This is a genomic window from Rhizobium sp. WCS2018Hpa-16 (genome assembly GCF_031843705.1).
Classification (GTDB): Bacteria; Pseudomonadota; Alphaproteobacteria; order Rhizobiales; family Rhizobiaceae; genus Agrobacterium; species Agrobacterium tumefaciens_C.
Genome location: NZ_JAVTIX010000012.1, coordinates 18,999 through 41,055, shown reverse-complemented (window position 1 = coordinate 41,055; position 22,057 = coordinate 18,999). Strand labels below are relative to the sequence as shown.

General features: G+C 50.6%; 22 protein-coding genes and 2 pseudogenes. 17 read left to right on the top strand and 7 right to left on the bottom strand.

Annotation, left to right across the window (positions count from 1 at the left end):
- Positions 1 to 14: 14 nt before the first annotated feature.
- The 8 genes and pseudogenes from RQI55_RS22890 to RQI55_RS24290 all read left to right on the top strand — a co-directional run bounded on the left by RQI55_RS22890 (position 15) and on the right by RQI55_RS24290 (position 6,874).
- Positions 15 to 836 (top strand): ABC transporter permease, encoded by an 822-nt coding sequence (locus RQI55_RS22890; RefSeq protein WP_042618704.1) that lies wholly within the window; start codon positions 15 to 17, stop codon positions 834 to 836.
- 383 nt (positions 837 to 1,219) lie between these two features.
- A complete protein-coding gene (locus tag RQI55_RS22885) occupies positions 1,220 to 2,179 on the top strand; it encodes an SGNH/GDSL hydrolase family protein (RefSeq protein ID WP_311273591.1) in 960 nt (319 codons plus the stop codon).
- A 384-nt stretch (positions 2,180 to 2,563) separates the two neighbouring features.
- Positions 2,564 to 2,752, top strand: coding sequence for a transposase (locus tag RQI55_RS24295; protein WP_409233768.1), 189 nt, complete (start codon positions 2,564 to 2,566; stop codon positions 2,750 to 2,752).
- A gap of 415 nt (positions 2,753 to 3,167) precedes the next feature.
- A complete protein-coding gene (locus RQI55_RS22880; protein ID WP_311273590.1) occupies positions 3,168 to 4,187 on the top strand; it encodes a hypothetical protein in 1,020 nt (339 codons plus the stop codon).
- A gap of 103 nt (positions 4,188 to 4,290) precedes the next feature.
- Positions 4,291 to 5,046, top strand: a complete 756-nt coding sequence (locus RQI55_RS22875) for a methyltransferase domain-containing protein (protein WP_311273589.1) — start codon at positions 4,291 to 4,293, stop codon at positions 5,044 to 5,046.
- A 190-nt stretch (positions 5,047 to 5,236) separates the two neighbouring features.
- A complete protein-coding gene (locus tag RQI55_RS22870; protein WP_311273588.1) occupies positions 5,237 to 5,380 on the top strand; it encodes a hypothetical protein in 144 nt (47 codons plus the stop codon).
- Between the two features lie 212 nt (positions 5,381 to 5,592).
- Positions 5,593 to 6,426 (top strand): annotated as a pseudogene (tnpC, locus tag RQI55_RS22865) (IS66 family transposase); the annotation flags it as partial.
- A 100-nt stretch (positions 6,427 to 6,526) separates the two neighbouring features.
- A complete protein-coding gene (locus tag RQI55_RS24290; RefSeq protein ID WP_409233766.1) occupies positions 6,527 to 6,874 on the top strand; it encodes a DUF6966 domain-containing protein in 348 nt (115 codons plus the stop codon).
- A gap of 237 nt (positions 6,875 to 7,111) precedes the next feature.
- Here RQI55_RS24290 and RQI55_RS22860 read toward each other — a convergent pair whose 3' ends face one another.
- Entirely contained in the window at positions 7,112 to 8,527 is a 1,416-nt protein-coding gene (locus RQI55_RS22860; RefSeq protein WP_052496869.1) for a methyltransferase domain-containing protein, read from the bottom strand.
- A 622-nt stretch (positions 8,528 to 9,149) separates the two neighbouring features.
- Here RQI55_RS22860 and RQI55_RS22855 point away from each other — a divergent pair.
- The 8 genes and pseudogenes from RQI55_RS22855 to RQI55_RS22820 form a co-directional block, all read left to right on the top strand.
- Entirely contained in the window at positions 9,150 to 10,274 is a 1,125-nt protein-coding gene (locus RQI55_RS22855; RefSeq protein WP_042618679.1) for a glycosyltransferase, read from the top strand.
- The gene (locus RQI55_RS22850) at positions 10,271 to 11,626 is read left to right on the top strand and encodes a glycosyltransferase (RefSeq protein ID WP_311273587.1); all 1,356 of its coding nucleotides are present in this window, start codon (positions 10,271 to 10,273) and stop codon (positions 11,624 to 11,626) included. The genes RQI55_RS22855 and RQI55_RS22850 overlap by 4 nt, the downstream gene beginning before the upstream one ends.
- Positions 11,627 to 11,630: 4 nt before the next feature.
- Positions 11,631 to 12,605, top strand: a complete 975-nt coding sequence (locus RQI55_RS22845) for an ATP-grasp domain-containing protein (RefSeq protein WP_042618678.1) — start codon at positions 11,631 to 11,633, stop codon at positions 12,603 to 12,605.
- Between the two features lie 3 nt (positions 12,606 to 12,608).
- Complete coding sequence (locus RQI55_RS22840) at positions 12,609 to 13,238, top strand: HAD family hydrolase (RefSeq protein WP_042618677.1); 630 nt, start codon at positions 12,609 to 12,611, stop codon at positions 13,236 to 13,238.
- On the top strand, positions 13,219 to 13,641 hold the full coding sequence (locus tag RQI55_RS22835; RefSeq protein WP_042618676.1) for an FdtA/QdtA family cupin domain-containing protein: 423 nt from the start codon (positions 13,219 to 13,221) through the stop codon (positions 13,639 to 13,641). The genes RQI55_RS22840 and RQI55_RS22835 overlap by 20 nt, the downstream gene beginning before the upstream one ends.
- Positions 13,638 to 14,738, top strand: a complete 1,101-nt coding sequence (locus tag RQI55_RS22830; protein ID WP_143239480.1) for a DegT/DnrJ/EryC1/StrS aminotransferase family protein — start codon at positions 13,638 to 13,640, stop codon at positions 14,736 to 14,738. Before RQI55_RS22835 ends, RQI55_RS22830 begins: the two co-directional genes overlap by 4 nt.
- A gap of 54 nt (positions 14,739 to 14,792) precedes the next feature.
- Entirely contained in the window at positions 14,793 to 15,545 is a 753-nt protein-coding gene (locus RQI55_RS22825; protein ID WP_311273586.1) for a hypothetical protein, read from the top strand.
- 467 nt (positions 15,546 to 16,012) lie between these two features.
- Positions 16,013 to 16,132: pseudogene (locus RQI55_RS22820) on the top strand (transposase domain-containing protein); the annotation flags it as partial.
- A 269-nt stretch (positions 16,133 to 16,401) separates the two neighbouring features.
- Here RQI55_RS22820 and rfbA read toward each other — a convergent pair.
- The 4 genes from rfbA to rfbC are packed head-to-tail and all read right to left on the bottom strand — an operon-like array spanning position 16,402 to position 19,831.
- On the bottom strand, positions 16,402 to 17,268 hold the full coding sequence (gene rfbA / locus RQI55_RS22815; protein WP_042618674.1) for a glucose-1-phosphate thymidylyltransferase RfbA: 867 nt from the start codon (positions 17,266 to 17,268) through the stop codon (positions 16,402 to 16,404).
- Entirely contained in the window at positions 17,265 to 18,194 is a 930-nt protein-coding gene (gene rfbD / locus RQI55_RS22810; protein WP_311273584.1) for a dTDP-4-dehydrorhamnose reductase, read from the bottom strand. Before rfbD ends, rfbA begins: the two co-directional genes overlap by 4 nt.
- Positions 18,191 to 19,252 (bottom strand): dTDP-glucose 4,6-dehydratase, encoded by a 1,062-nt coding sequence (gene rfbB, locus RQI55_RS22805; RefSeq protein ID WP_042618672.1) that lies wholly within the window; start codon positions 19,250 to 19,252, stop codon positions 18,191 to 18,193. The genes rfbD and rfbB overlap by 4 nt, the downstream gene beginning before the upstream one ends.
- Complete coding sequence (gene rfbC, locus RQI55_RS22800; RefSeq protein ID WP_042618671.1) at positions 19,253 to 19,831, bottom strand: dTDP-4-dehydrorhamnose 3,5-epimerase; 579 nt, start codon at positions 19,829 to 19,831, stop codon at positions 19,253 to 19,255.
- 685 nt (positions 19,832 to 20,516) lie between these two features.
- Between rfbC and RQI55_RS22795 the strand changes: the two genes are divergently transcribed.
- Positions 20,517 to 20,969, top strand: a complete 453-nt coding sequence (locus RQI55_RS22795) for a GNAT family N-acetyltransferase (RefSeq protein WP_042618700.1) — start codon at positions 20,517 to 20,519, stop codon at positions 20,967 to 20,969.
- A gap of 523 nt (positions 20,970 to 21,492) precedes the next feature.
- Here the strand turns inward: RQI55_RS22795 and RQI55_RS22790 are convergent.
- Positions 21,493 to 21,639: an AAA family ATPase gene (locus RQI55_RS22790; RefSeq protein ID WP_143239482.1), complete on the bottom strand. Its 147-nt coding sequence runs from the start codon at positions 21,637 to 21,639 to the stop codon at positions 21,493 to 21,495.
- Positions 21,640 to 21,798: 159 nt separating this feature from the next.
- A complete protein-coding gene (locus RQI55_RS22785) occupies positions 21,799 to 22,050 on the bottom strand; it encodes a winged helix-turn-helix transcriptional regulator (RefSeq protein ID WP_409233767.1) in 252 nt (83 codons plus the stop codon).
- Positions 22,051 to 22,057: the final 7 nt, after the last annotated feature.

Sequence of the window (22,057 nt, the reverse complement as noted above, 5' to 3'; positions counted from 1 at the left end):
GATGGATGGTTTTGATGACTGATCAACAGTTCGATATTCGAAGAAGCGAAAACAAATCGACGGTGAAGGTCGCCATCGCGCGAAAGCTGAATGTAATGCACGCCGTTATCCTGCGTGACATCCGTAGTCGCTACTTCGACCACGGCTTGGGATTTTTGATCGTCCCCCTTTTTCCTGTCGCCCACATGCTTTTATTGCTCGTCATCTACAAGATTGTCGATCGCCAAGCAGTATTTGGTGACGATCTGGTGCTTTTTTTTGCGACGGGGCTAATTCCCGTGCTTACGTTTAACTATGTGTCTAGGTTTATGTCAGTTTCCGTGCTGTCCAATAAGTCAATGCTAGCGTTTCCTGCAGTTCGCCTGTTGGATATCGTTCTCGGACGCTGCTTGTTGGAACTTGTGGCGATTGTGATCTCAATATTGATTGTTTTTATTATTCTCATTTCGGTAGGATCCAATCCTGTGCCTCGCTCAATGGAGGACGCCGCATTGGCTATACTTTGCGTAGCGATCCTTTCGATCGGCGTTGGGATAATCGTAAGTGTTATTTCGGCAATATTTCCTTTCTTTGCGATGTTTTATTCGCTGTTCACAGCGATAATTTATTTAAGCTCAGGCGCGCCGATCTACTTGCACTCATTTCCTGACATCGTGATTTATTATTGCTCGTTCAATCCGGCGTTCCAGGCTGTAGAATGGGTCAGATCAGCCTATTACCTCGGCTATTCCGAACAATATCTCAGCAAAACTTATCTTCTCGGGTGGGTTTGCGGTAGTTTGGCGATCGGCTTATTGATGGAAAGAATATTACGTCGGCAAATTTTGAACGGATAATGCTTGTCGAGGCTAAATTAAATTTTGGTGCTTCGATCTTAGCCTCAATGCACTTGCCTTAAGTATGAGGGTCAACCTTAGTTGTTGCAATGAGCCAGAGGCTCCGATCATTTGTTCGTATGTGAAACGGGTGCGCTTCATTCCTTGGCCCTCTCAATGGGCCAGAGCTTACTTCACAATGGTTTATTTCCACGGGGCAACGTCACGGCGCTTACGACTTGGTGATCGTCAGAAATCAAGCGGATGATGATTGCGCAGGCACATCAATCGCTGTAACCCTGTCTGACATTTAATGCCGTGGGCGGGGTTGCATGCAGATATTAGTAGTCGGAGGATCGAATTCACTTCTAAACGACGGCTATATTTACCATTTCGCGCGGAAAATGACCGACGAGTATGGGGAAGTGGAAATCGTGAACCGATCAGTAGGCGGCACGACATCGCTTACCTCTCTCGCTTTGCTAGACACGCTGGAATCCCGACCTGACTTGATTATTCTGGAGTATTCCCTCAACGACACGGGGCATATCAACCACCTTGCTGACGCCTACCAGAAAAAATGGGAGATGCTGGAAAAACTCTATGGGTTCATGGCCGTCAAGTTTAAGGACGTACCGGTGTTGCCATTGTTGCTGGCGTCCGATCCGTTCTACGATATCGGCGTTGTCAACAACGTCTACAAAGCAGAGAAGGATTTCTACGAGCGACATGGGCTAATCCATCAAGACATGCGCGTTGAGTTTCATGAGTATTTTGGTGGGCAGAAGCCATCATTCCTGTATTCGGATTTGGCTCATTTCCATCGTGGATTCGCCAGTGCTTTGATTGGCCGACCGCTTGCTCAGTCGGCGCAACGCATCCTTTCTATGCCTAAGGACACAAATGTCTATCAAAGTTCGTCAGACAACGCACTGGCTATTACACACGCCGCTGCGCTTCCTAATTCTGCAGGGCTAACTATTGAGAGAGCTGCTAACAGACATTTGCAGCTTGATTGCATTGTAGTTGGTCATGATACGTCCGCTCTTATTGAGCTGCCTGGATGGCCTGTGTGCCTCTACATTGCGTCTGACATTTTACACACTGACCTGTCGCTTGAAATCAATGGGCAGACATTCGAATTTGCGACAATCCACTGCGATTGCCAGGAGGGGAAATTGATCTTTACCTCTGTTCCGTTGTTTCTAAACGAACGGTTTATGGCGATCAAACAACCTGGGCCTACGCGAATAAGGCTATCTCTCAGCCGCGGCGCCGAGAAATGGACCTTTGACTGCCTCAAGGGAGAATCGGATGCATCACCTGAAAGAAGAGTCCGGATCGCCGCCATAGCGACCGAGTAATCATCCATCAACCAGATATGACAGGTCTGCGCGACCGCCTGCTATGGTAACAGCTAGCTCCGCTCGACTGGTCGTAACCTTCCCGCCAATCACCAACTTGAAAGACAGGACATGCACCTGCAGGATAAACTTACAATCGACGGACAGCGCCTTACCCGCGACGGATATCATTGTCAGCGCCAAGGTGGGAAAGCCGACAATGTGCAAATCAATACCGGTGCAGAATTCGGGAAGCCGCATGCGTCCGGCCAACACATTCCGCGAACTTAGCTATCTAGGCGATGATCCGGCGTTAATACCATCATTAATGCTGGGATTAGATGGGGATCTTAGAGGTTGGCATGGCTCGCATGAGATTATATGAGGCATTGAACGCAGGCGGCGCTGGCCATTAGAGGTGAGCTGACCATTCTGGCGGAATCAGCTCAGCCTAGCGCGCGCGTCTGCGATGTGGCATGTCGGCATGACGTTCATCCATCGCAAATTCGTGTCTGGCGCAGAACTCTCTACGGTCGAGATGACTCGCCTTCCTTCTTGCCGGTCCGTCTTGTTGACAACGACCCTTCCCAGTAGGTGCCATCCACTTAGTCCTTGGAAACGTTTGTACGGATCTCATTGCGCAACGGTCGCAGCCTGAAGGTACCGGCAAACGTCGAGCGAGAGACTTTGGCATCGTTGATCGCTTGTGTTGAAGCGGCATGAGCGACTAAACACCTGGCTAGGAGGAAAACACCATGAGAAAATGGTTGGTCACGATGTCCGCGGTCATGTTCGCAACCACAGTGGCTGCGCAGACGCTGCCTTCTCCGACTTTTAGGGGCGCTACGGTCAAGAAAGCGACCACGCCTTCGATAATGCTCGACTCCGCTACGACCGATACTAGCATCAACAGTATTTTCGGTCAGCGACAGGGGCTAATCAGTGGCGCCTGGGCCTCGGAGGCAGTAGCGGCTTCTTCCAAGTGGAGCGTTATGTTGGCGGCGTCCCGATGGATAATCCGCTAGCGATTAACAATGCGACTGGCAAAACTACCGTGACAGGAAGGAATTTACGCGTTCTCGACGCAGGAAGGACAAGCCAGACGGACAACTCACCGGCGATGGATATCACATCGACCGAGGGTGTAGGATATCCCTCCTACGTCACTAACTATGGCCTCATAGTCAACCGGCGAATGACCGCTACCGGCAAAGGCGACCGCATCGGCGGAGGCTTTTATCAGACCTGCGATGCGACGCTTGCCGGAAAATCTTGCGTTGGTACTGCGAGCGTGTCTGTCGCGGGAGGCGCGGGCGTCGGCGGCTATACAGGCGGCAACAGCATCGTGAAAGTTCCGCCTGGTTTAACCGGGCCAGCGAGCGCGGCCGTTGGACTGGAGGTAGATACACAGACCCACAGTCCCGTAGGCATTAAGAACGGCCTGCGAATTGCTGATGAAAACATGTACAATCAGCCGTCTCTCGCCGGTAGCGTTGAGGATGCGGCGATCGCCATCGTCACAAGCAATTTCTATGGGCTCCCAGACCACAACCTTGGCTATAATATCGGCATTCAGTTTGGCGAGGCGGATCAAGGATATCCGCAAAACTGGCCCATTCGCGAAAACGGGACGCTGATCCAAGGCAACAATCCGAACGTCAGGCTCGACTACGGTCTCGACCTGAAAGGGTCTACCTCGGGCTTTAATAGTGCGGCCATCGCACTGCCGGTTAATTCAACGAACAATAACCTCACATGGGGCAACAACAAACAGGGCGGCAGCATCGCAAGCACCGCAACGTCCGCTGGTCCTCGTGTCGCGTTTACCGACAACGGTTTTTTCGTGAACAACGGCATTGGGAATTCAATTTTCGCAGCCTGGAATGATGGACGGCTTCAAGCCCCGCTTCAGACCCCCACATCATCGACCGCAGCATGCCAAGTTGGTCAATTCATGAACGATGCTAACTTCCACTATGTTTGCGTGGCAACAAACACATGGAAGCGCGCTGCGCTGTCAACTTGGTAAGCGTCGATAGAATAAAATAGCCGCGGCGAAGACGATCATTGCCACGAGGTCGAGTCTGTAATACGCGTGTCATGTCCGAACATGGACATGGGGGAGTATATCAGTGGCTTTTACTGCGCATAATGTTCTGCTTAATGATGGATCACAGACGATCCCCGGAAAAGAAGAGTTTGTTGAAGATACAACGACTTTCCAAGCCGAAGTTAGATCAATGCGCAATTCTTTCGGCGCAAATCTCACCGGCCTTCGCGTTGTCGATCTGGGCTGCCTCGAAGGCGGCTATGCTGCAGGCTTTGCACGGCTAGGCATGATCTCTAAAGGCATCGAGGTAAGACAATCCAATCTTGATAACTGCGAGATCGTGCGGCAGGGCTTAGCCTTACCAAACCTTTACTTTGTGAAAGACGATGTCCTCAATTTGGAAAAGTACGGCAGTTTCGACGTGGTTTTTTGCTCGGGGCTTCTCTACCACTTAGATAACCCAAAGGCCTTCATTGAGGTAATGGCCCGATGTGCCGCAAAAATGATTATTCTCCACACTCACTACGCCACCCACGAACCAAGCATACATGCCAACCTTTCCGAGGTTGAAACAAATGAAGGCATGCAAGGACGGTGGTTCGGAGAGCACGAAGAGAACGACGACGAGGGCCGCGAGAAGCACAAGTGGGCGTCTTGGGGGAACCATCGTTCCTTTTGGAATATGAAGGGCGGGTTGTTCGATATGCTGAGAGCCAACGGGTTTTCATTGGTCTATGAACAGATGGACTGGCTTGGTGGTAGAATTGAAGCCAAGATGGAGGTTGACGGTGGCTACCGGAACAGTCAGAGAACGATGATTGTCGGAGTGCGCGCTTAAGCGCAGATCAGCAAGCCGCAATGTTCTTCATAATATCCCCCAGAAATCAGGGGATGTTATCGCCTATGATTCGTAGAAATCAAACGGCAAATTTACCGACTGATATTACTGCCAAACGCTTCCAGACAATTGAGGGCATGCGCGAAATTTTGCATTGGTAAAGTGAAGCCTCATTATCAAGAGGCAGACAATGGCGTACCAGCAAATCTCGGACATCACTAGCGACAACGGGAATTCTCGCGACAAGAAAGTGGGACTTGCGGCAAATGCGATTGAGCGTCTCGCCGCCGGTGAGACCATCGAGCAAATCAAGGCAGGACCACGAGCCGAATAGTATCCGACGCCTATTGAGAAAGAAGCCATCCAAGAGGTCCTGGCGCTTTCAGATGAGCTACCACAGTATGTCGCTGTTCCTCATTTCCCCAACATCATCAAGTTCCGCCACCCTTGGCAGGGGCGTGCATTCCCTTGCAATCACCACTAGACTCGGCTCGGCCTCGATAGCGTTGGCGGCTCCTGCAACGATCCCAGCTCTCATCTTGGTGCTCGACCAAGCTGCTCATGGACGAGACCTGTGCTCCGGTTCTCGATCCCGGATCGCGCAAAACCAAGACCGGATACTTCTGGGCGCTGGCGCGGGATGATCGCCCATGGGGCGGTGGCTCTCCACCGGGCGTAGCCTTCACCTATTCGCCTGGTCGCGGGGCATTCATGCGGGACGGATATTGCAGGGGTTTGAAGGCATTCTGCAGATGGATGGCTATGCCGGATACAATAGGCTGATCGGACCCGACCGCATAGGACGGAACATTCAGCTCGCCTATTGCTGGGCGCACGGGCGCACGCGCGGCGCAAGCTGGTGGAGATCACGCGCAGCGCAACAGCACCCATTGCCGAGGACGGCGTCAAACGGATTGGTGAACTGTATCGCATCGAGGCCGAATTGCGAGGCCTTGATCCCGAGGCTCACTTGCAGGTTGGCGCGAACGATCTGCGCCGCTCATCGATGACATGCAGGCCTGGCTTGCCCATCACCGTGCCCGTATTGCGACCAAGTCGCCGCTCGGCGAAGCCCTGGCGTACATCACCAAATACTGGGATGGTCTGAAGCTCTTCCTCACCGACGGTCGCATCGAGATTGACAACAGCAGCGTCGAGCGAACCATCCGGCCAATTGCACTCAATCCCAAGAACGCGCTCTTTGCGGGGCATGATACAGGGGCCGAGAACTGGGTAACCATTGCCTCGCTCATCGAGACTTGCAAACTCAACGCCGTCGATCCCTTGGCCTATCTGACCACAACACTCACCGCCATCGTCAACGGCCACAAACAGAGCAAGATCGATGAGCTTCTGCCGTGGAATTATAAAAGGGGGTAACTCGGCCTCGAAGACTGCAGTCTGCCCTATGCGACATGTAGCGAAGCCGCAGGCAATTTATAAAGATGACATGAGTTATCACCGACGCTAAGATCACCACATGCCGCTCCATCCAGACATCCTCAGATTCGCCATCGCACTTCGTGAACTTGAGACGCATCTACACAAACATGATGAGCCTCACTGGGCCAATCAGATAGCAAAATGCGCTGCCTCAATTGAACAGTCTGATTACTACGGCGTGGAGCGCTTCTATGGGCTCTTCGGTGGTATGGGTTCGTTGAACGATCTAATTCTCCACTGCAATGATCAACTGCGTACTACCGCGAATGAGGAGTTGCAAACATTGCTGACGCGAAGCTCTGATATGGCCAAGGCCCTCCGCCACGATTGGCAAGGAGTAGTTTGTCAAATTCGACGCTGGGTATCGACACGCTCGAATCCTTAGCCGCGACGCCTAAAAGTGGCGTAATTTTTCGTCACATGAGACTAAACGTTTCCATCTATCTCAGATGGTCAAGGTGTAATTAGAACACCGCTTACGATGAACGCGGCTTACAGCTCCCATCTCTCTAAACCCGAAAATGAGTTCGCAGGACGCTCACCTTCGAAGTAAAGCAGTAAAGGTTCTGCTGGGAGTGTAGACGCCTCCGATGTCGCCGAAGACGTCTGCTACCGTTCTGGCTTAGGTCGTGAATACGGTGGGTACATTGTTGTTCCAGATACCGAATTCCTGAAGCGAGCCTGATGGAGGTATTTCCAGGCGGGTGAAGAGTTCACCAAATTGGTTGGAGTTGAGGAAATAAAGTGCTCGATTGTCACCCTCAATCGCGAACTCAGGGTAGTCTCTCAAGCTGATGCGGTCCAGAGAATCGGCCGGGGCCTTAAATGTAGCGAGGAAAGGACGACCGAAATCGCCAAGGTCTGTTCGGTGAGGCTCCAGTAGAAGTTGGCCAGGGATCTCATAGCCATTGTGGAGCATGAGAAATTTATTGGTCGCGGGAATGCGCAAATCGTACCATCCGTTCACAACAAACTCGACCACATCGCCAGTCGTGAATGCAGTCACCTTGTCGACATACGAGCGCTCGAGTTCTTTCCTGAACCAGACGCCAGATGATCTGAGGGAGCACGTCACCGGGGTGACGGTTTTAGGCACAAGGGTGCCGTGAGTGAGGGAAACGTTGAACGAAGGCCGGCCGGTGTCCTGTAGCCAGTCCAGAACCCCCTGTTTGATCGACTGAGGTAGCCATCCTTCGACGTATGCCGCCTCCGCGTTTGTCTCAGATATCATTGCGCATATGCGCTCTACTGCGAGCTTGGTCATAGAGAGGGCGTCTACCGTTCTCCAGAAGAAGTCGACATTCGCCTCTCCCACAGAGATGAGACTGAATGGGGTTTCGTTCATCAGCCGATGTGCCAACTGGTCAATGGAAAGGTAGGCCACCTCAGCTTTGAAGAAGTTGCTGATGTAGGTCTTGCCTGAGTTAGGCATATCGAAGTTGTACAGGATCACGCTTTTGGTCTTGCGGATGTGGAAAACCCACCGGGGAAAAGCGTCACCGCCTTGAGCAACGGACGGGAATGTCTGGAAAATGTAATATCCGCGCTCCTTGAGGATGTTTCTCAGGGAATCCATCGTGAAGTAAAGTCGCTCGATGCCATCATATCGTACCTGCCGAACGTAAATGCCTTCAGCCTTGTCGGGATCACCAATGCCGCATTCTAGGAGGAGGGTACCATCCTCCGTCAATGCACGCAAAGCAAGGTCGAGTGAATTCACCTGATCTGCCGAATAGTGGATAGCAGAGGCAAACAGAATCACATCGAACTTCTCGTCATTAGCCGGAAGGAAATCGTCCCAGCTCTGAAGATGAAATTCAGCACCCGGGAAATGGCCGCGAGCGTCCCGAATAAATTCTTCTCCCGTATCGACGCCCACCGCTTTTACCGCACCGCCGACCAGAGAAGCGCCACAGAAGAAGCCTTCGTTGCACCCAAGATCAAGAAACTTCTTGCCCTCGATTTCGGGCATCTTAAGAGCAGCCAGCTTGCCCGCTGAATCTGAATCTGCGCTGGTCGTTATTGATTGATACGGCAAAATATTTCTCCCCTAGATAGAAAGAATATATCAAGCAGCACTAATGGAGAAGCGCAAGAGCCCTGTCATGTTTCTGACATATTTATTCGTCCACAGATCCTTCGAAGGGACGTCAGGAGGTCCAAATCCAGTTGCGAGGCAAGGAGCGACGCCGTCATGTGAGCCCGAGTTTCGAGACAGCGGGGAACCTCGGCCCTAGCATATCCAACTCCGCATGGTCGGCTCGTGATGAGACTGATCTCGTCGGTCTCGCCAGCGAAAAGTTGCACAACTCTTGGGACAAAAATGATCCGAAGGATGTCCAGGTCATTTGCTTTGATGAGCATTGGTGCTGAACAGTTTTATCACGATCCGTTGATGCACGGCACTAATGACATTCAACAACTGTCAAAACCCACGACGTGGTCTCAAGAATCGAAGATTCCGGGCCATCTGTGGGTCTTTGCCTGCCTCGCGTCTCTGCGCATCGGCCAGTATCTGAAGGAGTAGGGCAACGCCTGCCAGGCAAAACTGCCACGCTGACTCCGCCTCCAAATGTGAATTTATGCATATTTAACAATAGCGGGTTGCGGTCCGCTTTCCTATAAACTACCAAAGCGTTCGAAAGATATGAGAAATCAAAATGAAATTCGATGTCACCCTGACGCTGATAACACCGTGCTATAAGACGCCAAAGTATTTTTTGGAGCGCCTCTTTGTATCGCTCTTTCCGTTTCGCGATCGAATCGAGTGGATCCTTGTTGACGATACACCAATGTCTGTTGAGGTAAAGCAATTTGCCAAGCGAATCGAGCGATTGATGCCAAATTTTAAGTTAATATCTCACGATAGAAACCTTGGTATTAGTTCATCATACGCAGATGGCATACTCGCTGCTACAGGTGCCTACGTTGGAATACTTGATCACGATGATGAAGTAGACTTAAGAGATATAGTTAGGTTGGCTACGTCCGAAGTTTTCAAGGGTATCGATCTGATTTACACCAATGAGGCGAAGTTTAATCATGGCTATTTTGAGTTATACTCCAAGCCCGTATATGACGCGCTAAGCTCTTTTTATTATTATTACCCGCACCATCTGACTTTTTTCAAAGCCGATACTGCACGTGATATTGTGAGGCGCAACGAAATATTGAATGTCAGCGAGACTGCCTTCGATATAGCGTTCTGGTACGCCTACATGATCAGCCACAAAGCAAAGAAAATGGTCACGTTAGCAATTCCTTGTACATCATATGGTTGGCGTGTTCATGGACAGAGCACTGCAAGTCATATTGACCAGAAGCCCAAACATCTATCAGAACGGGTGAGGATTTCGCACGAATATGCTCAGCACTTTGAGGTTGAGAACTTTGAAATATACAATCGCTCCGATGTGCCATATGCGATAACTGGATATTTTGGCTCCGAATTCAAAAATATATTGGATTACATGGGTAAATACTACTACTGCGAAGAGGTGGAACTAAATCAGGGGCACGTAATCGTCGAAACCCAACTGAAAGACATATCTCCCGCATTGCAGTCTCGGCTGAGAGTTCTGCCTTTTGGTTATATATCGCAGGTATCCCACGGCTCCGTGATTTACATAGATACCAGCGCCAGCGACCCAGATACCAAAGGCCATATCCCAGGCGTTCCGTTCTTTACACCACTTCACCCAGCCGCGACGGGCACGTTCATTCGTTTGATCAGCAAGAACGGAGAAGACCGCATTTCGGATAAGGTCGAAGTGGTACTATCATGACCCAAAAATTAAAAAGTCACATGGCTCTCATCTCGGTTGTCCTTCCTGTCTATAATGCTGTCAAATTCCTCAGAGCTACGCTTGATGGAATTGCGAGGCAACAGTACCCAAGCATCGAAGTCGTCATTGTTGACGATGGATCAACGGACGCAAGTAGAGACATTTATAATCAATGGATCGAAGAAAACCCGGGCATCCAAGTGACGGTTATCGAAAACGCATTGAATCTCGGAGTTTGCAATGCCCTCCGTACAGCATGTGATTGCGCAAGCGGAAGCTACATCGCGCAAATTGGACATGACGACGTCTGGCTCCCAACCCATCTGGAAAGCTTGGCGGAAGCTTTAGACTCTTCAAAAGCGGTAGCAGCGTTCGGTGAGGTTAAATATATAGATGAGAACGATACCCAACTAGACCTGAAGATCTTCGATCATTCCCTCGTGCGTTCAAACGACCGTGCTGATCTGTTCGCTCGGTTGTTCTCTGGCAACATGCTTTGCGCACCCGCGTCACTCTTTAGGAAAGAAGCTTTCGAAACCAGATTTTGGGGCTTGCATAATGAGCGGCTCCAAGATTATCAACTCTGGTTATCTCTTCTACTAGTTGGTAAATTTACAGCCGTCGAAGAAGTTACTATGTTGTACCGCGTTCATGGCTCAAATTTGAGTGCTGGTAATACATTGTTACTCCAAAGCCAGTTTGAGCTATTTGAAGTGCAGCAAAAAATACTCACGTCTGAACGCCTTTTTGACTGGCTCCGTGAGATTGCTTCTGATGAGATGATTTTTGACAACTTTATAAATAAGCTCAATCAAAATATAGTTAAGGTTGCAAACTACTATCCGCCTTTGCAACTTAATTTTCTGGTTTTTCTAGAGCGTCTGCAGGAGGAATTTCCAGCCAACTGGTCCGTTAGGCGGTTGAGAGTGAATTTCCTTAGCAGAATGGGCGTGATGAGGAAGGCCCTTCTAATTTCGAAGGTGGATCCCTCCCTTGGACCGTGCGGCAAAGAGGGTGCTCCCATTTTAGTGCCGGCAAACACTCGCGCTGACAATCAGTCTTTTCAATTTCTAATTGAGACTGGATGGTTCACTGACGGTCGAGGTGTTGATCTTGTTTCTAGAGGAATAAGCGACTTTTTCTTTTTTGTCGATGAAGATGACCTCGAGAGTTCACTTAGTCATGCTCAATTCTATCAGGCACACGAAAAGCGCAGAGTTTATGTGTTCTCCAATCAAGTCGATGTGACGTTGGGCAGCGTGTGCAGGGTCCCAAGCGAATACCGTTTCATCGGGCACCAAGAGCTCGATAAGATGCTGCGGTGGGCAGAAGACGCGCGAATGTTGGGATAAAGAAATGACGCAACGAAAATATAGAATACTGCTCACATCTGCAGGAACATCCACAGCTCTGGGCGTGATAAAAGGTCTTGCCTCGGCGCCGCACTTCGAGGTCCACACGGCAGATATTAATCCGCTTAACATGCTTGCAGTGGGTGCGTTCCCAACCGCGTCCCATTCAACGGGCCCGCTTGCCAGCCAACGAGCAGAATACATAGACTTTATCTCTGGCCTGGTGGCGGAGAAGTCGATTGATTTCATCTACCCGATTCATGACGAAGAAATCCGAGCGCTTGCGAGTGCGGACGCGGTCGCATTGATCACAAAGCTGCCTCAATCGCTGGTTTCCAGCGTTGATGTTTGCACCGATAAGCTTGAGATGGGGAGAATGTGCGCGTCAAATGGCATACCATCTCCCGCAACATTTAGTTCCCAGGAATTTACGGCGAGTAGATTTTTTCCCGCGTTCAGTAAGCCTAGGCGCGGAGTTGGTAGTGCTAATGTAAGTCTGGTACTTGACGAAAGCGGATTGAAAACCGTCCCATCGCAAACTGTGGAATTGGTATTTCAAGAGGTTTGCGAAAAACCGGAGGTCACCGTCGATGTACTTTCCGCTCACGACGAAATTGTGACTGTTGCGAGGGAGCGGATTGAAACTAAGGCAGGAGTGTCAACGAAGTGCAGAGTGTGGCACTCGTTTGAACTTGAAACACTGGCTAAGGAAATTGTCCGGGTATTTGGCCTGCAGGGTTTATTTTGTTTTCAAGTTATGAAGCGAGATGGGCGGTGGGTCGTGACTGACATAAATCCTCGGCCAGGTGGTGCGACTGCCATGACTCTCGCTGTCGGCATTAATCTCTACCGTGAGTATTTTGAGATACAAATGTCAGGTTTCGATTTGGGAAGGTTCTCCGCTTTACGCGATCGAGTTTTAGTCATGCGGGAATCGGTAGTAACCAGATACTACCAAGAACACGTAAGTCAGGGCTAGACGATGAACATCGGCGTTGACCTCGACGGAACTCTGATTTCCTGTGCTGAGAAGCAGATGTATTGCTTGCGCGATGCACTGAAAAACAGAGAAAGTGCCATTGACTGGGAGGCTGTGTGGAACAGCAAGAGAGACGGGGCAAATAATGTTATCGCTCTACGTGCTAATGGAGCGACCGAAGATGACGTGTTAACGGCGAAGGCTTATTGGGCGGCTCACATCGAGACAGAAGCCTATCAGAAGTATGATCAGGTAACAGCTGGCGCAGCAGAGGCACTTCAGAAACTTCGACTTTTAGGTCCGATTCACTTGATATCTGCACGTCGGAATCAGGAGAACTTTTTGAAACAGATTATGAATCTCGGGATTTTTTCGTGGTTCGACAGCGTGCAAAGTGTTAATGAAGCGGATGTTGCTGAGGGCAAATCTGCAGTATTTCGGAAGCTGCAGATCGGCCTGTATATTGGTGATACTGAGGTCGATTGGGACGCCGTTTCAGCGATCAATTCTACCGGGTATATATTGTCGACGGGACAACGTTCTTATGAGTTCCTGAACGCCTATGGGGTCAAACCGATTTACACAAGCCTAGAGCAAGTTGTGGAGAAAATATATGCATCACTCAGTAGATGATTGTCACTTCATTGATTTACCGACATATCCGGACCACAGGGGGAAATTGTCGTTTGTGCAGAACGATCGAAAGCTTGTCGATTTTGATTTCGCACGGATGTATTTCCTGTTTGATGTCCCTTTTGGAGGCCAAAGAGCAGGGCATGCACATCGGAACCTAAGGCAGCTCTTTTTTGCATTCAGTGGTGCCTATAATCTCGTTTTAGATGATGGATTTGAGCAGAGAACTGTCCGGATTGACCAACCGAATCGGCCTTTTGTCGTCAAGCCGAATATTTGGCGCGTGGTTGACCAATTTACCTCTGGAGCGGTATGTGCCGTGCTCGCCAGTGAACTTTACGACGACAGCGATTACATTCGCGATCATAACGAATTCTTAAGTTATGCAAGAGAGCTGAAATGATGAATGTCAAGTTCCTAGAATTGGGCCGTTTGAATGCCCGCTACATGGATGAGTTCTCTTCGGTTGCGTCTGATGTTTTTCGCTCTGGTACCTATATCGGCGGGGAATATGTAACCGGATTTGAGGCTGCTTTCGCGAGCTTTTGCGGCAGCAATCATTGCGTGAGTTTGGCAAACGGATTAGACGCGCTGATTATTGCGCTTAGAGCGTTAAACGTTGGGAGAGGCGACGAGGTTATTGTCCCGGGTCAAACTTTTGTAGCTACATGGCTAGCAGTCTCCGCTGTTGGTGCAACGCCTGTTCCCGTTGATGTAGAGCTCGGCAGTGCGAATATTGACGTATCGTTAATTGAGGCAGCGATAACGCCTCACACAAAGGCGATTATTCCCGTTCATTTATATGGGGAGATGGCGAGCATGCGTGAGATCATCGATATCGCGCAAAGACATTCTCTCTACGTCGTTGAAGACTCCGCTCAGGCACACGGTGCCAAGTACCAAGAGATGACTGCAGGTTCAGTTGGTCATATTGGTTGTTTCAGTTTCTATCCCAGTAAGAATTTGGGCGCGCTTGGCGACGCTGGGGCGATAATTACAAATGACGAGAGCTTGGCTGAAAGAGTCAGGCTGCTGGCAAATTATGGTTCTGTGGAAAAGTATATTCATCGCGAGACGGGCATGAATTCGCGTATGGATCCTATACAAGCCGCGTTCTTGACTCTAAAGCTGAAAAATATTGAGACAATAATAGCTCAGAGGAAAGCAATAGCTGAGCGGTACACTTCCGCACTGGCGTCAAAAAAACCTGATACCATTCGCCGTTTATTAGTCTCGGAGGGAGACTGTGTGTGGCACAATTTCGTCGTTTGTGTGAATGAGCGGGATCGGTTTGTTAGGCACATGTCCGACTTGGGTGTCGGCACTGCCCTTCATTACCCCATTATTCCGTCTAAACAAGAATGCTACCTAGGGACCTATGGGAACTCAGATCTGCCAACTTCTGACTACTTCGCCAAGCACGGCGTTAGTCTTCCAATTGGGGAATATCTTTCACATGAAGAGGTTGAGTATGTTGCAGCGGCCATCGACCAGTTCTAATCATATGGAATGTGTATTCGAGTGGAAAAGCGCGGAAACGTTGTGTGATAAGGTATGACTAAAGAAGATGAAAATCGCGATATCCTAATAGCTTACCTATCGGATAAAGCTAATTCTTACTGCCGTGCGTATGAAAAGGCTGAAAAGCTAGTTCTGAGCCTTGAAAAGAAACTATGCGATTCCGAGGTGTTTCGGTCGGAGCCGTCGGTTTATATGATCGAATCGGAAAGACATTTAGATTTAGCCGCTGCGGCGTACCGGGATCTCAAGCGAAGCAAAATAATTAAGAAAAGCTCATATTTCTTGAGGATGGTCTTCGGACGAGAAGATCCCGACATGAGGTTGCTTCGTAATTCTAGCTTGTTCGACTCTAATTGGTACAGATATCGATACCCCGATGTTGGTTTGGCAGGACTTGATCCGATCCGCCATTATGTAAATCATGGCTACGCTGAAGGTCGCTGGCCGTGCGCGCTTTTCGACACGCGGTATTATTTTAAAAACAACACAGATGTCTTGCGAGAAGGCATAAACCCACTGGTTCACTACATTAAGTTTGGCGCGTCCGAATTTCGTAAACCAAATAAGCTTTTCGACACGGGATGGTACGTTGAGAAATATCCGCAGTTTAGGAGTGATGCTGCTGATCCACTCAGTCACTATTTAAAGTTTGGAGAGTCAGGTTTGTTTGATCCAAATAGCGATTTCTCCTCTAAGCAATTTCAAAATGATCACCCGCAAATAAGTTTCGCAACCCACAGTCCCCTAGCGTTTGCGTTACATGGTTGGGATAGGGCACCTTACTAATCGGGAGGTTTCATAAAACTCAAAACCGAAATTTTTGGAACTGCGTCTGGTCTGGCGGAGTCCATTTCGTTTAGGTTAAGCAACTATGCTTGGCGTCATACTACTGCGTGGCTTTGGCTGGCGGTATTTACCTATGGGCTGTAGAAGACGGCGGGCGTTGGGCCAATCAACCCGTTCGATTGTGGCAAACTGCACAGCTTCGAAGTTTTGCCATGGTCTGGAGACGCCCGAGCACATGGCCGAGACGGACCGCATCTGAGCGTGAGCCCTTGTCGTAGAATGAGTCGAGTGCCAACAGGCGTCGTACCTAGGCTGCATCCTCGTCTGCCGCGCAAGGCGCCGGAGACCTTAACCATCAGAATTTTCACGTAACGAAATCCCTGATCGCATCGTAACTCCTGTTTGGGAGAGTGAGAATCACCGCATTTTGGGATGGCCAAAGAGTCAAAATTGGCTCGGCTGCGTATAAGCTCGATGCCGTCGATCCGTTGATCTACTCGACCAGCATGCTCGCCGTCATCGTAAATGGCCACAGACAGGCGCGGATCGATGAGTTGATGCCGTGGGCATTCAAAGCGAGCGTCTAGCCAGCCGCTTGATGGGTTCAGCTCCACTGGCATAGACGTCGTGTGATACAGAGGCTGGACGTGTTAAATGATCGAAGACGACGAACCCAATCTAGTGGTCTTGGGAAAAGTAAGAGGGGTACGATCGCGTCCATGCGCGGCAACAACGTTGTTCCATTCCGTCAAGCGTGAACTACGTGCTCTCAAAACGGCGCATGCCATGAAGGCTCCTATTTGTCAGAGGTTGGAGCCTTCGGCAAACGCGGTGCGGTTCACACCTCTTCAGGTCATCACTCGTCAATGAGTTTGAGCAGAGAGCGGCCATACGCGGTTTTCGAGAACATGTTTCCATATTCACGGACTTGCTCTAGCGTTATCCAGCCGTTCGTATACGCTATTTCCTCAATACACGCGACGCTCGTGCCTTGTCGGTGCTGGATAGTCCGAACGAATTCCGATGCTTCCAGCAGGCTGTCGTGAGTGCCAGTGTCGAGCCATGCATAGCCACGTGACATGCGTTCTACAAACAGCTCTCCCTGTTCCATATAGATACGGTTCAAGTCGGTGATTTCATACTCGCCGCGGGCGGACGGCTGCATCGTGCGCGCATATTCAACGACCTTGCTGTCGTAGAAATACAAACCAGTCACAGCCATACGAGACTTGGGAGACGTTGGCTTTTCTTCGAGCGACAAAGCCCGTCCGTCCTTATCAAGTTCGACCACACCATATCTCTCGGGATCGTCCACTTCATATGCAAAGACCGTCGCACCTGTCTTGCGGTCGCGTGCCTGTGCGAGCAGGTCCTGAAGACCGGCGCCAAAAAAGATATTATCGCCAAGAACCAATGCGACATTGTCGTCACCGATAAATTCGGCGCCCAATGTAAACGCTTGCGCGAGACCATCTGGTTTGGGTTGTATAACATAGGAGATATTCAGTCCCCAACCGGATCCATCGCTGAACAAACGGGTGTAGCTGTCGATATATTCAGGCGACGATATGATCAATATATCGCGGATACCTGCCAGCATCAAAACGGACAGCGGATAGTAAATCATCGGCTTGTCGTAAACGGGAATGAGCTGCTTGTTGACAGCCAGTGTCGCTGGATGGAGCCGCGTACCGCTGCCACCTGCAAGTATGATACCCTTCATTTATTCTCTCCTGGAATTTCGTTAGTACGCGCCGATTGAGTAATTTGGGCAACGGTTTTCTGCGTAGAGCTTTGCCAATGTGGAAGCGAGACGCCATGAGTGGCGAGAAGCTTTCCGCAGTGCAGTCGCGAGTTGGCTGGTCTTTGGGCGGGCGTCGGGTACGCGCTGGAAGGAATTCTGTTCACATGCGCAGACGGCCCTCCGATCTCAGAGGACGCTCGAAAAATCTCTTCGGCAAAATCCGCCCAACTTGCTTCCCCCGTAGCCGTCATATGGAATATCCCTCGTAATTCAGGGTCGGGTGACGCAAGTAGACCGCGGGATACAGCAAGAACTGCGTCGGCAATATCAAGTGCAGATGTGGGGTTTCCAAACTGGTCATCAACGACATTGACGACATCACGGCCATCGGCAACTCGGAGCATCGTCTTCAAGAAATTTTTCCCAAAAGGGCTGTAGACCCACGCGGTGCGCAGTATCGCATAATTGGCTGTCGCCGCCGCTACGGTCTTTTCTCCTGCCAGTTTGCTCGCACCATAAATGCCCAGAGGTGCCACGGCATCGGATTCGCCATAAGGTGTTTTTTTGGCACCATCGAAGACGTAGTCTGTCGAGATATGAACGATCGGTATGTCGAGCTTGGCCGCAGCCGCTGCAAGCGCAGATGGTCCATCTCCGTTGACCGCGTGCGCCAACGCACTCTCGCTTTCCGCCTGATCCACAGCGGTATAAGCCGCAGCAGATATTATGAGATCAGGTTTTAACTCCATCACCGGAGCGGTGATGGTCTCCGGTCTGGCAAGATCAAGCTTTGGTCTGCCAACAGCAATAATCTCCACCGAAGCATCGTTTGCCGCTTGTTGAATGAGCGACTGTACGACCTGACCATCCAAGCCGGTGACAAGATAGCGTCTGACTTTCGTCATTCCGCAGATCCTGCAGGTATAAGACCCAGCCGGTCACCCTTGTATCCCTTCCGCAAGGGGGCCCACCACCACTCGTTTTCGAGATACCATTTTACTGTCTTTTCGATCCCAGTATCGAAGTTTTCGACCGCTTTCCAGCCCAGTTCTTGCTCGAGCTTTGTTGCATCGATTGCGTAGCGGGCGTCATGTCCCGGTCGATCCTGAACATATGTGATCAGTCTGGAATGAGGGCCATGTTCAGGACGAAACCCATCCATCAGGCCGCAAATGCGATTGACGACATCGATGTTTCGCTGCTCATTTCGGCCACCCACGTTATAGGTTTCGCCAACACGTCCGCGCTCGGCGATCATGTCCAGCGCTCTGGCATGATCTTCAACGAACAGCCAATCTCGTACATTGTTGCCGCTGCCATAAACGGGCAAGGATTTGCCCTCCAGCGCACTGATGATCATAAGCGGAATGAGCTTTTCTGGGAAATGGAATGGTCCGTAATTATTCGAGCAGTTGGATACCACAACCGGCAAGCCATACGTCCGCTCCCAGGCCTTGGCGAGATGGTCAGACGCTGCCTTCGTGGCAGAGTAGGGGGAACTGGGATCATATGCCGTGGCTTCGGTAAACAGGCCTTCTTCTCCCAACGAACCATAGACTTCATCAGTTGAAATGTGGAGGAAACGAAATGTCTCTTTGGCGGCGCTGTCTAAAGACTGCCAATAAGCACGCGCGCATTCGAGCATATTGAATGTTCCAAGAACATTCGTTTCAACAAAATCCTTGGCTCCCGTGATAGACCGGTCGACGTGGCTTTCAGCTGCCAGGTGCATGATGCGATCAGGCCTGAAACTTGAAATCGCCTGCGTTATCGCTGTCTTGTCGCAGATATCCGCATTTTCGAATCGATATAGCGGATTATCTTTCACCGATATCAAAGAGGTCAGCGTCCCGGCATAGGTCAACTTGTCGATATTCAGGACGTCGTAGTGCTTGTCGTTGATGAGATGTCTTACGACAGCAGACCCTATAAAACCTGCCCCGCCGGTAACGAGTACGCGCATTTATTCAATCTCCCGGTTCATTTTCTCGTAGACGAAATTGGTTTCTAGTTCGGCCAGCAAGGGTTGCTTTTTATCTTTGTCAGAAAGAACGACGCCACCTGTGACGGGCCAGTGAATGTTGAGCGCGGGATCATTCCACAGCAAGCCCCGGTCACAATCGGGCGCGTAATAGTCAGTTACCTTGTAGCTGATGACGGTATCTGGTTTTAACGTGCAAAATCCATGCGCGAATCCAGGCGGTACCCATAGCTGATGGGCGTTTTCGTCTGTCAGTTCCGCAGACACATATCGGCCATACGTCGGAGAATTCGCCCTTATATCAACTGCAACGTCCAACAACGCTCCCGCCGTGCAAGTAACCAGCTTTCCCTGTGCACGCGGCTCAAGTTGATAATGAAGGCCCCGTATCGTCCCTACTTCCGCGGAAAACGAACGGTTTTCCTGAACAAACACGAAGTTCCCAATATTGACTTGGAACCACTCTGTCCGGAAAGTTTCCATGAAGTAGCCACGCGTATCACCGAAACGTGTCGGCCTTAGGAGCACTACGTCCGGAATGTCCAGGGGTTCGAATTGCATCACGTGCCTTTCTTCTCAGCTAGTCCCTCTTCAATCATAGGAGATATTTGAGCGCAACGCCAAAATCCAACTTCTAATTTCCGACTTGGCTATTTGGGGGGAACCGAACGGATCCGAGTTTTTCCGGAGGCTTCACCTTCTATGAGGGTGGAGAGTTATGAGTAAGCCATGAAAAGCTCACATCTGATTCGAATCCGATCGTAGACATCATTTTGCTGTTTTGTAGTCGGCACGGAAGATTGGATCGGGTCTTCGGATGGGTTGGGCATAGAGCGTCCGCTTTGATCCGATACTGTTGAATAACCCCACTAGGCGGCTTTTCTCATGGGATCACTGAAATAATATTGCGCTTGCCATGTTTCTCTGTACGTCACACGCAAAGTGATTTCACCTCCCTCGGATCGTCAGAGAACTAGACCTGAAGATCTAGGCGAGGAACACCTTTACCGATGCTCAACGGAGTTTTTCAACTGTATCCTCCAAGTGCGGACATTCATTGAAGGGTTTATTAGGTCCATTCCTGAATCAATGTGGTCATTGACCGCGTGCAGGCGGCGTCCTAAAAACCGAAAAGCAGTAGGAGATTTATGCGCAGAGGCTTGTGATTCCGACGGCAGATAGCCGTTTCACCTGGCACCAGGACATGGTTGCCAGACCTTTTGCATATCTATTCTTCGGAGTTCCCATGAAGAATCATAACGTCGTAATCCGACCCTATACGCCGGACAGCGATTTGAGAAAGCTGTCGCGCATCTGGCTCGATGCGTCTCGGTTGGCCCATCCTTTTATCGGTGAACAGCGCTTGCAGATGCAGCGAGTGCTGATCGAAGATCAATATCTGCCTGATGCCGAGACGTGGGTAGCGTGCATAGACAATCTACCCTGTGGGTTCATCAGTCTGCTCGATACTTTCGTTGGGGGGATTTTTGTTTCTCCTGACCGGCAGGGGCTTGGCATCGGACGTCGGCTTATCGCTCACGCCCTGAACCGTAAAGGGGAGCTAGAACTTGAGGTATACACCGACAACCGGCAGGCCATGGCTTTCTACATAAGGCTCGGTTTCCAAGAGCTGTCACGCCGTTCCCGCGATGATGAAGGCTACCCTTTTGAAAATGCGCGTCTGCGTTTGATCGGTTAGTAGTTCGTCGGGCGGCAAGAGCCGCCGCCCGACTGCCAGTTTGGCCAATGCGAAATCAAAACCCCACAGTCTGCTAGCCACCCCATCTCAGCCAATCCGGCCCAGGCCTGCAATGACAGCTTCGGGGCAATGGCCTTCTTGGCGCAGAAGTGTCATTTGCGGTCATCGGCGAATGTAAAGTGCCTATCTGAGGCCGACCAAAAAATTGGCGACTTCAGATCGGTTCGTGAGCCTATATTTTTGCTCATTATGTTGCTCGTCGAACCAGTGGTGAGCCTCAAAGGAATTCAAGTGGTTCTTTCGGAGACGGCAGCCACGAGTATACGCCAGCAGGTCTTTGAATTGCTCCCATGGTCCTCCATCGGTTTGCCCCTGTCTCATCAAATTTGATGCGCATTCGTCGTCGCTAAATCGAGCGAGATCAATGTTGTCACGCGGGGAAGACCTGCTTGAGAATTGAACCGTATATCCCTTCCATGACCCACGAGGCGTTGCCTGCGGCTTCAGCGAAGAGTTGACTACGCTAATTGCGTGGACGCTCACCTGAGAAACCGAGTAACCAATGCAAATCATCCAGATGCGTGACCGGAAACCCGAACTTGGCCGCCAACTCTTTCGCCAGCCACGACTTGCCGCTCCCGTCATTACCTACGATGAATACCCTTTCCATGGAGCGCTATCTCCGGCCGAATATGTTTGTCGTCGCTCGTGCAACGATGAACTAGAATATCTCGGCTTACGAGAGCTGTGAAATGACGGCAATGGGCCAGGTGGTGTCTTCCGCTCTCCAGCCGAAGTGGACCTTTGAGCGATGGCAACCAACCGACCTTTAGATGCTCAGGCTGTCATGCGCGTGTCGGTCCAGTCGAGGGATCGACCGTCGGCGGATCGGATAACGAGCCGTGCGATTGGTATTCCGGTCTTGATCCACCAGTGATGAGCGTTCCTCGCCCTCGGTGAACAGGAAATCTTCGCCCCACTGGCGAAGTGCAACGATGACAGGGAACAGCCCGCGCCCCTCTGCAGTAAGGACGTACTCGCGGTAGGCAGTTCCATCCGATGCTGGCGCGGTCTCAAATATGCCCCGC